Origin of the sequence: Lacisediminihabitans sp. H27-G8, assembly GCF_046156175.1 — a bacterium.
GTDB lineage: Bacteria > Actinomycetota > Actinomycetes > Actinomycetales > Microbacteriaceae > Lacisediminihabitans.
Genome location: NZ_JAYLVL010000004.1, coordinates 20,282 through 34,461, shown reverse-complemented (window position 1 = coordinate 34,461; position 14,180 = coordinate 20,282). Strand labels below are relative to the sequence as shown.

Annotated in this window: 15 protein-coding genes and 2 tRNA genes; 7 read left to right on the top strand and 10 right to left on the bottom strand. The window is 65.8% G+C overall.

Going from position 1 to position 14,180, the window contains the following annotated elements; translation table 11 throughout:
* Positions 1-20: 20 nt before the first annotated feature.
* Positions 21-1,145 carry a DNA glycosylase AlkZ-like family protein gene (locus VLI63_RS13085; protein ID WP_409157284.1) on the top strand — a complete coding sequence of 375 codons (1,125 nt, stop codon included), beginning with the start codon at positions 21-23 and terminating at the stop codon, positions 1,143-1,145.
* Positions 1,146-1,187: 42 nt separating this feature from the next.
* On the opposite strand, the gene VLI63_RS13080 is transcribed toward VLI63_RS13085, so the two are convergent.
* A complete protein-coding gene (locus VLI63_RS13080; RefSeq protein WP_409157283.1) occupies positions 1,188-2,084 on the bottom strand; it encodes a glucose 1-dehydrogenase in 897 nt (298 codons plus the stop codon).
* Positions 2,085-2,258: 174 nt separating this feature from the next.
* On the opposite strand from VLI63_RS13080, the gene VLI63_RS13075 reads away from it, so the two are divergent.
* Complete coding sequence (locus tag VLI63_RS13075; protein WP_409157282.1) at positions 2,259-2,750, top strand: beta-class carbonic anhydrase; 492 nt, start codon at positions 2,259-2,261, stop codon at positions 2,748-2,750.
* A gap of 17 nt (positions 2,751-2,767) precedes the next feature.
* On the opposite strand, the gene VLI63_RS13070 is transcribed toward VLI63_RS13075, so the two are convergent.
* The 3 genes from VLI63_RS13070 to VLI63_RS13060 all read right to left on the bottom strand — a co-directional run bounded on the left by VLI63_RS13070 (position 2,768) and on the right by VLI63_RS13060 (position 5,003).
* The gene (locus VLI63_RS13070) at positions 2,768-3,385 is read right to left on the bottom strand and encodes a dihydrofolate reductase family protein (protein ID WP_409157281.1); all 618 of its coding nucleotides are present in this window, start codon (positions 3,383-3,385) and stop codon (positions 2,768-2,770) included.
* Positions 3,386-3,561: 176 nt separating this feature from the next.
* Positions 3,562-4,641 carry a cation diffusion facilitator family transporter gene (locus VLI63_RS13065; protein WP_409157280.1) on the bottom strand — a complete coding sequence of 360 codons (1,080 nt, stop codon included), beginning with the start codon at positions 4,639-4,641 and terminating at the stop codon, positions 3,562-3,564.
* The gene (locus tag VLI63_RS13060) at positions 4,638-5,003 is read right to left on the bottom strand and encodes an ArsR/SmtB family transcription factor (RefSeq protein WP_409157279.1); all 366 of its coding nucleotides are present in this window, start codon (positions 5,001-5,003) and stop codon (positions 4,638-4,640) included. The genes VLI63_RS13065 and VLI63_RS13060 overlap by 4 nt, the downstream gene beginning before the upstream one ends.
* Positions 5,004-5,143: 140 nt before the next feature.
* Between VLI63_RS13060 and VLI63_RS13055 the strand changes: the two genes are divergently transcribed.
* From VLI63_RS13055 to VLI63_RS13035, 5 genes are all read left to right on the top strand, one after another.
* The gene (locus VLI63_RS13055; protein ID WP_409157278.1) at positions 5,144-5,398 is read left to right on the top strand and encodes an SHOCT domain-containing protein; all 255 of its coding nucleotides are present in this window, start codon (positions 5,144-5,146) and stop codon (positions 5,396-5,398) included.
* Positions 5,399-5,427: 29 nt separating this feature from the next.
* Positions 5,428-5,961 carry a sulfocyanin-like copper-binding protein gene (locus VLI63_RS13050; protein ID WP_409157277.1) on the top strand — a complete coding sequence of 178 codons (534 nt, stop codon included), beginning with the start codon at positions 5,428-5,430 and terminating at the stop codon, positions 5,959-5,961.
* 102 nt (positions 5,962-6,063) lie between these two features.
* A complete protein-coding gene (locus VLI63_RS13045; protein ID WP_409157276.1) occupies positions 6,064-8,226 on the top strand; it encodes a heavy metal translocating P-type ATPase in 2,163 nt (720 codons plus the stop codon).
* Between the two features lie 93 nt (positions 8,227-8,319).
* Entirely contained in the window at positions 8,320-8,769 is a 450-nt protein-coding gene (locus VLI63_RS13040) for a DUF6153 family protein (protein ID WP_409157275.1), read from the top strand.
* Positions 8,655-9,434 carry a DUF305 domain-containing protein gene (locus VLI63_RS13035; RefSeq protein ID WP_409157274.1) on the top strand — a complete coding sequence of 260 codons (780 nt, stop codon included), beginning with the start codon at positions 8,655-8,657 and terminating at the stop codon, positions 9,432-9,434. The genes VLI63_RS13040 and VLI63_RS13035 overlap by 115 nt, the downstream gene beginning before the upstream one ends.
* A 133-nt stretch (positions 9,435-9,567) precedes the next feature.
* Here the strand turns inward: VLI63_RS13035 and VLI63_RS13030 are convergent.
* The 6 genes from VLI63_RS13030 to VLI63_RS13005 form a co-directional block, all read right to left on the bottom strand.
* Positions 9,568-9,641, bottom strand: a tRNA-Met gene (locus VLI63_RS13030).
* 29 nt (positions 9,642-9,670) lie between these two features.
* Positions 9,671-9,742, bottom strand: a tRNA-Thr gene (locus VLI63_RS13025).
* A gap of 77 nt (positions 9,743-9,819) precedes the next feature.
* The gene (locus tag VLI63_RS13020; RefSeq protein WP_409157273.1) at positions 9,820-11,694 is read right to left on the bottom strand and encodes a glycoside hydrolase family 13 protein; all 1,875 of its coding nucleotides are present in this window, start codon (positions 11,692-11,694) and stop codon (positions 9,820-9,822) included.
* Between the two features lie 97 nt (positions 11,695-11,791).
* Positions 11,792-12,850 (bottom strand): sodium:calcium antiporter, encoded by a 1,059-nt coding sequence (locus VLI63_RS13015; protein ID WP_409157272.1) that lies wholly within the window; start codon positions 12,848-12,850, stop codon positions 11,792-11,794.
* A gap of 55 nt (positions 12,851-12,905) precedes the next feature.
* Positions 12,906-13,205 (bottom strand): hypothetical protein, encoded by a 300-nt coding sequence (locus VLI63_RS13010; protein ID WP_409157271.1) that lies wholly within the window; start codon positions 13,203-13,205, stop codon positions 12,906-12,908.
* 45 nt (positions 13,206-13,250) lie between these two features.
* A complete protein-coding gene (locus tag VLI63_RS13005; RefSeq protein ID WP_409157270.1) occupies positions 13,251-14,180 on the bottom strand; it encodes a sugar ABC transporter permease in 930 nt (309 codons plus the stop codon).

Here is a 14,180-nt window from a genome sequence, read left to right as displayed (position 1 = left end):
ACGATGATAGGAGGACGCCGATGAAGGCCCGATCAATCCGCGACGGGGAGGTGCACATGGTGAGCCCTCGAGTGCTCACGCTCGACGACGCCCGCCGCATCGCGGTGCGATCCCAGCTGCTCGATGCCGAACGGCCGGGCGATGTCATAGAGGTCGCCGAACAGCTCGGCGCGGTCAAGATCGATCCGACCCGGGTCATCGCGGCCTGCGAACACACCGTGCTGTGGTCGCGCATCGGTTACGCCTATGAACCCGGCCAACTGAAGGATGCCGTCGAACGGGATCACCTGCTGTTCGAGTTTGACGGGGCGTTCCGCCCGGTCAGCCTTCTGCCGCTGATGCTTCCCGCGATGCGGCAATGGCCTCGCCGGGAGAGAACCCGGCAGTGGCTCGATGCTAACTCGCGCTTCCGGTCGGAGGTGCTGGCGCGGCTTCGCGCCGAGGGTCCGCTTCTCGCGAGCGACATTCCCGATACCGCCGACGTGACGCGGCCGCCGGATGGATGGTTCGGGTCCAACCAGGTGCCGATCATGCTGGATTTCCTCAGCCGACAGGGCGAGGTAGCCATCGTCGGCCGCGAGGGCAGGCACCGCCGCTGGGACCTCGCCGAGCGCGTCTACCCGACCGACCTGCCCGAGCTGGAACCTGAAGAGGCCGAGCGGCAGTGGGACGAGAGACGACTCCAGGCCGCCGGGATCGCCCGGCAGAAGTCCCCCTGGACACCGGTCGGAATGGCCGGCGAGCCGGTGCGGATCGAGGGACTGCGTTCCACCTGGCGGGTGGACCCGGCGGCACTCGCGACGCTCGACCAAGACGCCGGAGGGCGCGTCGCCTTCCTCAACCCCTACGACGCGTTGCTCTTCGATCGTCCGCGACTTCGTGAGATCTTCGAGTTCGAGTACGTGCTCGAGCAGTTCAAGCCGAAGCCCCAGCGCAAGTACGGCCTGTTCGCTCACCCCATCCTGATGGGCGATCGCTTCGTCGGCATGCTGGAGGCAGAGATGGATCGCACCGAGAGCGTGCTGCGGATCGCCGCCGTACACGAATTCCTGCCGTTCGACCCGGAGGAGGACGAGATGGTGAGAGGCGAGATCTCCGAGCTGGCGCGGTGGCTGGGTGTCGAGGTCACCGAGGGCCGGCGTTAGGTCGAGCAATCGGGTGGCGAGGCCCCGAGTCTCAGCAGCGCGTCAGGGATTGGGCATTCCCCCGTCGACGTGGAGCGTCTCCCCCACGACGAAACTCGACTCCGGTGAGGCGAGGAACACGTAGGCCGGGGCGAGTTCTGCGGGCTGCCCCCAACGACCGAGCGCCGTCTCCTCCCCCGTTGTCGGGAGCGCCGACGGCGGCTGGCCGCCCGCGGTCTGCAGCGGAGTCCAGATCGGCCCGGGCGCCACCACGTTCACGCGGATGCCCTGCGGGGCGAGCTGCTGCGCCAGTGGCTTGGAGAAGGTGTTGATCGCGGCCTTGGTCGAGGCGTAGTCGACCAGCAGCGGCGACGGCGTGTAGCCCTGGATCGATGAGGTGTTGATGATCGTCGATCCGGGCGCGAGGTGTGGGAGGGCGGCCTTCGTGATCCAGAACATCGCGAAGACGTTGGTCTCGAATGTCTCGGCGAACTGCTCGTCGGTGATGTCGAGCAGATGCTCGGCGAACTGCTGCTTTCCGGCATTGTTGACGACGATGTCCAGGCCACCGAGTTGCTCAACGGCGTGCGCGACGAGGTCGCGGCAGCGCGCGGCATCCGTGATATCCCCGGGAAGGGCGACCGCCTTTCTCCCGGCCGCTTCGATCAGTCGGATGGTGCGGTCGGCATCCTCCTGCTCCGATGCGAGGTAGGAGATCGCGACATCCGCTCCCTCCCTGGCGAAGGCGATAGCGACGGCGGCGCCGATGCCCGAGTCCCCGCCGGTGATGAGGGCTTTGCGACCGGTGAGACGGCCGCTCCCGACGTAGCTGTCTTCGCCGACATCCGGGGCCGGACTCTGGGCGTCTTCCACTCCCGGCCCGTCCTGATGCTGCTCGGGTGGGCTGATGTCGGGGTAGCGGGTGACGGGGTTGCCGAAGGTGTACTGGGTGAGTGCCATGCCCAGCACGGTACGCGCGGAAATAGTCGGGGTCAGGGGCTTGAATGTGCGCACAGGTGCTGGGTAACACTGCGACGTAAACCGTAAGGCTCGGTAACAACAGCCCTCGGCTGCCGAAATCGGTCGAAGCTTGGGGTGACCCGATCCGGTCGACACCCCGAAGTGAGGAACCCGATGAGCGTGACCGACGATCTGCTGAAGAACAACGAAGCCTATGCCGCGCAGTTCTCCGGCCCCCTGCCGCTGCCGCCGAGCAAGCACATCGCTGTCGTCGCCTGCATGGATGCGCGCATCGATGTCTACCGGGTACTCGGGCTGGAGGAGGGCGAGTCGCACGTCATACGCAACGCCGGTGGGGTGATCACCGAGGACGAGATCCGTTCGTTGGCCATCAGCCAGAGGCTCCTCGGCACGAGGGAGATCATCCTGATCCACCACACCGACTGCGGCATGCTGACCTTCACGGACGACGCCTTCAAGCAGTCGATCCAGGATGACACGGGCCTGCGACCCGCGTGGGCCGCCGAGTCATTTCCGGATGAGGCCGCAGACGTGAAGCAGTCGATCGCGCGAATCGCGGCGAGCCCGTTCATCCCGTTCCGGGACTCTGTGCGTGGCTTCGTCTTCGACGTCGCCACCGGCAAGCTGAACGAGGTCGTTGCCTGAGACTCTGCGGCAGGGGATCAGGCGGAGGTTGAGCGACGGTAGGTGGTGACCTGCACTCCGGATGCCAGAGCTCGGGTCTCGACGCGGGAGAGGCTCACCCGGGGAAACCCCTCGGGGAACAGCTTCTTGCCGGTGCCCAACACCATCGGGTACACCGCGAGCCGGTATTCGTCGATCAGGTCGTGCTCGGCCAGCGTGCGGATCAGCCGGGTGCTTCCCCAGACGCGGATTTCGCCACCGGGCTCATCGCGAAGCGCGCGCACCGCAGCCGGGACATCCGCACCGAGAAGGTGCGAGATCTGCCAACCGAGCTCGCTGAGCGTGCGGGAGGCGACGTATTTGGGAACGCGGTTGTACCTCCTGTTGAGCTCCCCCTTCAATCCAGCGTCGTTCTCGTCCCAGACGCCCCAGGAGGAGGCCCAGATCTCGTAGGTCTTGCGGCCGAGCAGTAGAGCCTCGGTTGCGCTCTCCCAGGACCGGATGATCTCCGCCATCTCGCCACGCACGTCGCGCTCGTCATACTCCGAGGTCCACCCGCCGTGCTCGAAGCCACCCTCGCGATCCTCCTCCGGGCCCCCGCCGGCCTGGACGACGCCGTCCAGGGTGATGAAAGCCTGCACGACGATGGTGCTCATCTCAGTACTCCTCGGCCGGTTCGGGCCACTGACATCCTCGGTCAGCGGGTGAACCGAGTCGACATCCGAATCCGCACCGTGTCAAGGAGCGCCGCATCCGCCTCCGCGGACGCGAATGGGACCCCTCGGATCAGGCGCCGCGCACGCGCTCGATCGAGACACCGTGCGCGTGCTCGCTAGTGGTGGTGAACCCCCGGGTGTGGCGACGAGGCTGTGACACGAATCACCATGTTGTCGATGTTGGGCATTTCATGCCCCAGCAGATGCTCCGCGTCGTGGGCGATGACATCCGCCTCGGACACTGACACGTCAGCCACAGCGAGGGTGGCCGATCCCCGCAGCCGGTGGCCGACCCACCGCAGCTGAACGTGGGGCACTGCGAGCACGCCCGGCGTCCGCGCCAGTGCGCGCTCGGCCCTGTCGACCAGCTCCGGCTCGATCCCGTCCATGAGGCGTCGCCCGATGCTGCGCACGGTTCCCCACAGCAGCACGATGATCGCCGCCGAGATCAGGAGTCCGATGATCGGATCCGCCAGGGGGAAGCCGAGCATCACACCGACTGCGCCCAGAACGACGGCAAGCGAGGTGAAACCGTCCAATCGAGCGTGCACACCGTCTGCGACGAGCGCCGCGGATCCGATCTTCTGCCCGACACGAATTCGATAGATCGCGACCGCCTCGTTTCCGGCGAACCCGATGAGGCCGGCGACCGCGACCCACCAGAGATTGTGGATCGTCTCGGGGTGCACCAGGCGACTGATGGACTCCCAGGCCGCAACGACGGCCGACAGCGCGACGACGGCAACGATGAAGAGTCCGGCGAGATCCTCGGCGCGACCGTACCCGTAGGTGTATCGGCGCGAGGCCATCCGGCGTCCGAGCACGAAAGCAATCCACAGGGGAACCGCGGTCAGGGCATCGGCGAAGTTATGGATGGTGTCGGCCAGGAGTGCCACCGAGCCGCTGATGATGAAGACGACCAGTTGCAGGAGTGTCGTGCCGAGCAGGATGAACAGGCTGATCTTGAGCGCCCGCACCCCTGCGGAGCTGGCCTCGAGGGCATCGTCGATGGAATCGGCCGCATCGTGGCTATGAGGAACGAACAACCCGTAGAGGAAGCCTTTGAGACCGGTCGGATGCGAGTGGCTGCCGTGGCCGTGCTCGTGCTCGTGGTCGTGGTCGTGGCCGTGCTCGTGGCCGTGCTCGTGCTCGTGCTCGTGCTCGTGCGGAACGTGCGCGTGGGAATGCTCGGTCACTCGGATACCTCATCCCGCTCGTGATGATGACGCGGAGTCCCGCCGAGCGAGTGCTCCGCCTGGAAGATGGCATCCGACACGAGTTGCGCCGCGTGCTCGTTCTCGAGGTGGTAGTAGACGCGGGTGCCTTCCTGCCGGGTCGTCACGAAGCGGGCCAGCCGCAGCTTTGCCAGGTGTTGCGACACCGCCGCCGGCGACTTCTCGAGCGTCTCGGCGAGTTGGTTCACCGACTGTTCGCCGTCGCGGAGGGCGAGGATGAGCCGAACGCGCGTGGCGTCCGCCAGCATGGAGAACACTTCCGCAGCGAGTTCCACGAATTGGCTGTCGGGTTCCCTGCCGCATATCCGCTTATCTGCATCCATACGCAGATTATTGCACGATGCTCATTGCGGACGGCACCCAGAGGGTCGGCCGGCCTGTGGTTCGCCCGTGCCCTATTGGGACTTACGACCCTGTCCGTGACCGCACAGAAGGCTAGGTTTCAGATCAACGGAGGCGCGACATGTGCGGATGGGGTGGCGGCAGCTCGGGAATCGCTGGCTGGATCGCGATGGCGGTGCTGATGGTCTTGTTCTGGGGAGGAGTCGTCGCCGTCATCCTCTTCTTCGTGCGGAACCCTCGCTCCGGCGAGCGGATGAACGGCGCGCACCCCCTGCATCATGACGCCGAACGCATCCTGAACGAGCGTTTCGCCCGCGGTGAAATCGACGAAACCGAATACCTGGCCCGTCGTGCCGCGTTGCGGAGACCGGAGTGATACCGGTCAGGCAGTGGTCATCCCGAGCGGTGGCAATCACCGGAATAGCGGCCACGCTGTTACTCGCCGGGGCATCTCTCGTGGCCGTCGGCGCGCTGGCAGGCGGGCAGCCCGGCAGCGCGTCGGGATGCACGATTCCCACCCTCCCGGGAATCACCGTGAACGTCACGCTGACGAATACGGGAGGACCCATGATGGGCAACTCCGCACGGATGCCGGGAGGGGCCATGCGCCTGCAGGCCGACCGTGCGACGGTGCGGTCGGGCACGGTGTCATTTCTCGCGACGAACGGGGGCACTGTCTCCCACGAGATGGTCGTCTTGCCCCTCCCCGACACCCGGATCGCGGGCACGCGGTCGATCGGCGGTGACGCGAAGATCGACGAGGCGGGCAGCCTGGGAGAGGCATCCACGGGCTGCGGAGAGGGCGCGGGGCAAGGGATCCTGCCCGGCGATGCGAGCTGGATGAGCATCACGCTGAAACCGGGCCGCTATGAGCTGGTCTGCAATCTCCCCGGTCACTACGCAGCGGGGATGTACACCCAACTCACCGTCACGGACTAGAGCGGGAGAGATCCCGCCCTGAGGGAACCCTGACGGCGCCGATGACATGTGGATGATGATCGCGCGGTTGATATATACCCCATGGGGGTATATATTTCGGTGATGGCCCCCTCACACGATCAGCCAGTACACCACTCTCTCGAAACCGATCACCCCCGAGCAGTCGCGGAACATGATTCGCCGGGCGCGACGAGCCACGCCGGCCATGGCGACCACGTCGGTCAGTTCCGACGCCTGTTCTGGATCATGCTCGTCATCGCCGTTCCCGTCGTGGCATTCAGCGACATGTTCGCAATGATCCTGGGCTACACACTGCCCGACAGCTTCTTTGTGGCGTCGATATCACCCGTCCTCGGAACCGTGCTCTACGTGTGGGGCGGGCGCCCGTTCCTCACCGGTGCGGTGTCAGAGCTGAGAGCGCGCAAGCCGGGAATGATGCTCCTCATCGCGCTGGCGATCACGGTCGCGTTCGTCGCATCGTGGGCCGCCAGTCTCGGCATCATCGATCGTCAGTTGGATTTCTGGTGGGAGCTCGCCCTCCTCATCGTGATCATGCTTCTCGGCCACTGGATCGAAATGCGGTCCCTCGCACAGTCATCCACCGCCCTGGAGTCGCTTGCGGCACTGCTGCCGGATGAGGCGGAACGCATCGACGGCGAAAATATCGTGATCATCTCGCCCGCTGAACTGGTGGTCGGGGATCTCGTCATCGTGCGACCCGGCGGCCGCGTCCCGGCGGACGGGGAGGTCATCGAAGGCACTGCGGACGTCGACGAATCGATGATCACGGGCGAATCCCGGGCGGTCGCGCGCGGTCCCGGCGGCCAGGTCGTTGCAGGAACGGTGGCCACCGACAACGCCATTCGGGTGCGTGTCTCTGCGGTGGGGGGCGACACGGCGCTCGCCGGCATCCAGCGGCTCGTCTCGGAGGCGCAGAATTCGTCGTCACGAGCCCAACGTTTGGCCGACGTTGCCGCCGGCTGGTTGTTTTGGTTCGCACTGGGATCCGGCGTGATCACCGCCATCGTGTGGACCGCCCTCGGAGCACCACAGGATGCGGTCATCCGCACGATCACCGTGCTCGTGATCGCCTGTCCGCACGCTCTCGGCCTGGCAATCCCCCTCGTCGTCTCCATCGCCACGGAACGAGCCGCGAAGGGTGGCGTCCTGGTCAAAGACCGCCTGGCGCTGGAGAACATGCGCACTGTCGACTCCGTGCTCTTCGACAAGACCGGAACCCTGACCAAGGGTGAGCCGAGCGTCACCAGGGTGGCCGTCACGGCCCCGACTTCGGAGCAGGATGTGCTCTCACTCGCGGCGGCCGTCGAGGCAGACAGCGAGCATCCGCTGGCCACGGCCATCGTGGATGCCGCGAAAGCGCGCGGTCTCTCGATCCCGAAGGCGACCGACTTCCGGGCGTCGACGGCTATCGGAGTCACGGGGGTCGTGAACGGCAGCGAGGTCAGCGTCGGCGGACCGGGCATGCTCGCCTCCCACACCGCCGATCCGCTCCCCGAGACGCTCGCGTGGGAACGCGAGGGAGCCATCATCCTTCACGTGCTCCGGGACTCGAAAGTGATCGGGGCCATCGGGCTTGCCGATGAGGTGCGGCCAGAATCCCGTCAAGCCGTCGATGCCCTCCGCGCGCTCGGGATACAGGTGGTGATGATCACCGGGGATGCCCAAGCCGTCGCCCAGTCCGTGGCGGATGACCTCGGCATCGATCGGGTATTCGCCGGGGTGCACCCGGAGGACAAGGCAGCGAAGGTCACCGAATTGCAGCGTGAGGGCCGCAAGGTCGCCATGGTCGGGGACGGCGTGAATGACGCACCCGCGCTCGCCCAGGCCGACGTCGGCATCGCCATCGGGGCGGGCACCGACGTGGCCATCGCTTCCGCCGGCGTGATCCTCGCCAGCGATGACCCACGATCGGTGCTCTCGGTCATCGAGCTGTCTCGCAAGACCTACCGGAAGATGAAGCAGAACCTCTGGTGGGCCGCCGGCTACAACCTGATCGCCGTACCGCTCGCAGCCGGAGTTCTGGCGCCCATCGGTTTTGTCCTCCCGATGGAGGTCGGCGCATTGCTGATGTCCGCATCCACGGTCGTCGTGGCACTGAATGCCCAGTTGCTTCGTCGACTGGACCTTCGCCCCGGGGCGAGCGTCGCGAGTCTTCTTCCGCAGAACTCTGGTGGCCCAGAGGGGGTCGCGGAGCCGGACGATCAACTCCAGGCGCTCGGGTCGGATGCCGCGCCGCGGTCATGAGCGCCGAGCTTGTTCCCGGCCAGTGCGCAGCATCGACTCAGGCAGCAGCCACCCGGCTCGGCTACCGTTGGCACCATTCGAAGGGGCGGCAAGGTGAGTTTGATCCGAGCTTGTGACTGGATCCTCAATCCCTCCGCGCTCCGGAAGACGCTGCTGCTTCTTACGGTGGTCGTCGCGGTCGTGGCCGGCCTTCTCGCGATGCATACGATCTCGTCATCGATGGGCGATCACGCGGGTGGCACCGGCGCAGCGGGCGCGATGCCCCCAGCCATGCACCACGCCGATGCCATGGCACCCACCGGCGGCTCATCCGCGGGATCGCAAGGGTGTTCCGGCCTGTGTGATCCTGGCCAGGTGATGACCACCATGGCGTGCGTGATCGCCCTTCTGGCCACTGCCGTGATGGTTGCCGGCACGAGACGAACTGAGTGGGCGGGCCTTCCGCGCCGGCCGCGCAGCTTCCTTCGCCCGGCAATCGCGGCCGCCGCATCGGCCATCCTGCCAGCACCGAACCTCGACGCCCTGTCCATCAGCAGAACCTGATTTCGTGCGCCCGTTTGCGGGCTCTCCCTGCACCGAACTCACCCTCTTTGATTGGACAAACACGCATGCCAAAAATTCGTACGACCGTCGTCATCACCGGCATTCTCGCCGCCACGCTCACTCTTGCCGCCTGCTCCAGCTCGCAGCCGATGGGCAGCATGGATGACGGGAATTCCGCCTCATCCGTTCCGCGCTCCTCCCAGGGAGCCTTCAACGAACAGGACGTCGCTTTCGCTCAGATGATGGTGCCTCACCATGAACAGGCCGTCGAGATGTCCGACCTGATTCTGACAAAATCCGGGATCGACCCCCGGATCAGAGCATTGGCCACCGACATCACGGCCGCGCAAGGCCCGGAGATTGCCACGATGAACGCTTGGCTCACCACCTGGGGCGCGTCGGACACGGGCATGTCGGGCATGGATCACGGCGACACCGGAATGATGTCTGACTCGGAGATGACCGGCTTGAAGGATGCCTCCGGTGCCGAGGCCGGACGCCTCTTCCTCACCGGCATGACGGCCCATCATGAGGGCGCGATCACGATGGCCGGGACCGAGGTGACCGACGGCGAGAATGCGGCGGCGATCGCCCTTGCGAAGAAGATCGTTTCAACCCAGGACGGCGAGATCCAGAAGATGAAGGACATTCTCGCCAGCCTGTAGGGGCGCCCGGGGTGGCCGTCGTTCGATTGAGTCGGCGGCCACACTCGGATGGCACCTCGGTCGGCTGCTTGCCGATCGAACCATCTGTGCCGGACTCCAGATCGGCTGCACCCTTGCGCAACCAGCGCTTCTGTAGCGGGAGCGGGACTTGAACCCGCGACACCACGATTATGAGCCGTGTGCTCTAACCACCTGAGCTACCCCGCCGGGACGTAACCAGACAAACGGGTTACGAGAGCCCCCTGTGGGAATCGGACCCACTACCTCTTCCTTACCAAGGAAGTGCTCTACCAATGAGCTAAGGGGGCGAAAGCAGCGCGCGACTTTCCACGCGCCATTTTGGCACCGTTAGAGAATAGCATCCGCGGCGGGGCCCGCCGCGCCGTTACTCGAGGGCGAGGATCACACCGGGCTCGAAGAAGTCGGGAAGCGTGATGCCCGGCAACTCGAATGCGCCGAAGGCCGGTCCGGATCCGCTCAGCCGGAGGCCCTCTGGGGTCTGCACCGCACCCATCCGGCCGAAGAGTGTCACCGGCAGGCCGGCCACCGCGTGCGCCGGAAGGGTGACGTCGAAGTCATCCCGGGCCGCCACGACGAGCACGCTCTCTTCGGCTGACTCCCGTACGAAGACCAGCACCTCGCTGCCGGCATACAACCAGCGGATGCCGCCACCGTTCAACGCCGGATGCGAGGTCCGAAGGTGGATCAGGCGCGAATAGAGGGAGATGGTGTCGGCAGCCGCCGCCTCGGTTCCCCAGGGCATCGGAGTACGGGAATGCTCGCCATCCGTGCCGGTGAGTCCGAACTCGTCGCCGGCGAAGACGACGGGGATGCCCGGCAACGTCACCGAGAGACCGAACGCGACAGGCACGGTGCCCGGGCGGGCGTGGGTGAGGAATCGCGGGGTGTCATGGGTGTCGAGCGCGTTCATGTTGTGGAGCCTCACGCGCCACGGGAACGCTGCGGTGAAGCGGATATGCGCCGCATGCACGTCGATCCCGCTGTAGCCGGGGATCGTGCCGAGCGCCATGCCGATGCCGCCGGGCGCGAGACTGCCGGGCTGGGAGAGCCAGCCCCACACCGGCCGGGTGAAGTTGGCGTACGTCATCGCACCGTGCCAGGCGTCCCCGGGAAAGTCGCTCGCAGCGTCGTTGGTCGACTCCCCGAGCAGGATCGTGTCCGTCTTGGTGGCGACCATCGTGCGACGGATCGTGCGACGCACCTCCAGGTTGAGGTCCTGATCGAGATAGCGTCCGGTCATGTTGGAGACGTCGATGCGCCAGCCGTCGAGGTTGTAGGGCGCGCCGAGCCACTTTGCTACGACAGACTCGGGGCCGTCGATGAAACGTCGGCGCAGCTCGGCCGAGTTCCAGTTGAACTTTGGGAGGCTCGGCACTCCGAGCCACGACACGTAACGCTCCTGCTGCTCATCGAGCCAGTAGTAGAACTCGCTCTCCGCGGCCTCCGGCGAGAGATGGGATGCCCGGAACCACTCGTGAGCATCACCGCTGTGGTTGGAGGTGAGGTCCCCGATCACCCTCAGTCCGCGCCGGTGCGCCGCTTCGATGAGGGCGACGAGCGCCTCGTCCCCGCCGAGCAGCGGATCCACCTCGGCAAAGGACAGCGCGTCGTAGCGGTGGTTGGACTGCGCCGGAAACACGGGCGTCAGGTAGATGAGGTTCACCCCGAGCGCCACCAGATGGTCGAGATGCTCGGCGATGCCCGCCAGGTCGCCGCCATAGAACTGGCGGGGAGTGTCCGCACCGACATACACCACGTCATCCGTCCACTCGGCCGGCACGGCCCAGTCGGGCAGTTGGCGAGAGGATGCCGCTGCAGACCGGGCGAATCGGTCCGGGAAGATCTGGTACATCACCGTCGATGAGGCCCAGTCCGGCGCCGCCGGGTAGGTCACCAGCCGGAAATCCTCCGAATCGAGGGTCTCGATGGTGTGGACGCCGGTGGCATTCACCCAGACCGAACTGCCATCCGCGAGGGAGAGCAGCCAACGATAGCCGTGCACCGGATTCTCGATCTCGATCTCGGCCTCCCACCACTCCCACCCGTCGACATCCGCAACGGGCGAAGCCACGGCGAACCGCGGCTCGTGGTCGGGATTGGACCGGGTGTGCACGGCGATGACCGGTCCGAAGGCCTCGGGGATGCGGATGCGCACGCGCACGTGGTCGCCGAGCTGGGGTGCCGAATCGGAGACATACAGGGGAGAACCGTCGTGGTGCGGCTCGTTGACGATGCCCATGGGGACCCTTCGATGGCCTGCAGGGCTGAATTGCCCGCCGATGCTGGTCTCGAAGGTACCGTAGCGTCGTTACGGCCCGATTACGACGGTAGTTCGGTCATCCACTCGTGATCGAGACCAGCCCGAGGATCCCCACGGCGTAGACGATGACCACGGTAAGCGAGTCGACACCCATGCCGAGGATCCGTCGGGACGGTCGAAAGATCAGACCGACGATGTAGACCAGTGTGAGCAGCACCGCGAGGGCGGTGAGGTAGATATCGGTGGGATTGGCATGGGACAGCACCGAGGTGCCGGAGATGATCGTCGCGACGAGGAACAGAACCGGCAGGAAGGCGTTGCCCCCGAAGATGTCGCTCATGGCAAGGTTGTCGTCGCCCTGCTTCACCGCCTGAAGCCCGGTGGAGATCTCGGGAAGAGATGTCGCCAACGCCAGGACTGTCGCCCCGAAGAGCACCCCCGAGAGACCGATCTGCGACGACGCGGCATCCCCGGCCCGCTCGAGCACCACCCCCGCGACGAGCGTGGCCAAGGCAGAGACCGCGAACACGATCGCGGCTTTCGTGACACTCATCTTCTTGTCCGGCGTGTGGCGTCGATGTCCGCGGGGATGCGGAGACGAGTCCGGTGCCGACCCGTCGTCATGCCAGGGCAGGTGTGAGCCGGAGCGTTGCACCAGCATCAGGCCGACGATCCAGAGGGCGGCGATGACGAGCACGTCCGGGGTGACCCGGGCGAACACGAGCCCAGCGGGAAGCTGGCTGCCCGCGACGACGACAGACAGTACCGCGACGACGATGACCGCTTCGAGCACCAGTGTCAGGGAGGCGGCCCGGTAGGTCAGCGGCCGCACTCCCTTTCCGCGCCGCCCGAAGAGATCGAGGATCGCCAGCACGACTGTTTGAATCGCGATGCCGCCCAGGATGTTACCCGTCGCGATCTCGATATTCCCGGATAGTGCGGCGCTGACGGTGATGGCGATCTCGGGGAGATTGGTGGCGACCGCGAGAACGATCAGCCCGCCGAGCGCACTGCCGAGGTGCAGCCGCTTATCCAGGACATCCGTCGTCTTGGACAGTTGGATGCCCGCCACCCAGATGACGGCGGCTCCCGCGACGAAGATCAGCACCAGCAACCAGAGGGGCAAAGAGTTCACGTCTGCAGACAGTACGCTCTCCGCTACTCCGGCGGGCGGCCAGCGGCTCCGCGATTTAGGGCGACAGGCGATGCAATAGGGTTTTCGGATGAGCCTCGACATAGCGATGGCCGTGCACCGGGTTCTCGATCTTTGCCTCCCACCACTCCCACCCGTCGACATCCGCAACGGGCGAAGCCACGGCGAACCGCGGCTCGTGGTCGGGATTGGACCGGGTGTGCACGGCGATGACCGGTCCGAAGCCCTCGGGGATGCGGATGCGCACACGCACGTGGTCGCCGAGCGCCGGCGCCGCCGTGGAGACGTAGAGTGCTGATCCGTCGTGATGCGGCGTCAGGGCGAGTGGGGTCGACATTTCTCGAGAATACTGCTGAGCGGCTCGTGGACTGAACGCCTTCTCCTACTTCACCGATCCGGCGGTCAGACCGCCGACTATGTATTTCTGCAGCGCGAGGAACACCGCCATCACCGGAATGGCCGCGAGCACGGCTCCGGCAGCGAAGATGCTCCAGTTATTGGAGAACGCCTGCGAGACGAACGAGTAGAGGCCGACGGCGAGAGTCTGGGTGTTGGGGTCGGTGAGAACGATGCTCGCGATCACGTACTCGCCCGTCGTGGCGATGAACGAGAGCAGCCCGACCACCGCGAGAATGGGCGCGACGAGCCTCAGGATGATGGTGAAGAAGATCTGCACGTGACTCGCGCCATCCAGTTTCGCGGCCTCGTCGATCGACACCGGAACCGTACTGAAGAACCCGTACATCAGGTAGGTGTTCACGCCGAGGGCGCCGCCGAGGTAGACGAGGATCAAGCCGAGTTGGCTACCGAGGCCGAGGATGGGGAATACGTCCGAGATGGCGGACAGCAGCAGGAAGATCGCCACGACGGCGAGGTACTGCGGGAACATCTGAATCAGCATGAGGGAGAGCAGCCCGGCGCGGCGCCCCCGGAAACGCATCCTCGAGAAGGCATACGCCGCGAGCGCCCCGAGGAAGACCGTGCAGATGGAGGTGACCGTGCCGATCACGATGGTGTTGAGAAACCACAGGGCGAAGGGCTGGTCGGGATTGGTGAACAGCTTCACGTAGTTCTGCAGGTCGATCCGGGTGAAGAGCGCGTTCGAGCCGACGAGCGAGCCACCGGGGTTGAACGAGGCGCTCAGCACGTAGAGCAGCGGGAACACCGCGAAGATCACCATGACAACCGCCACGAGGTGACGCCAGCCGGTATCGCGGAACCATCGGCCGAAGTTGAACGGGCGCCGAGAAGGCCTCGCGGTGGCGGCGCTCACGGGTGTCGGAACGGTGACGCCGGGGTCGATAACAGCCAT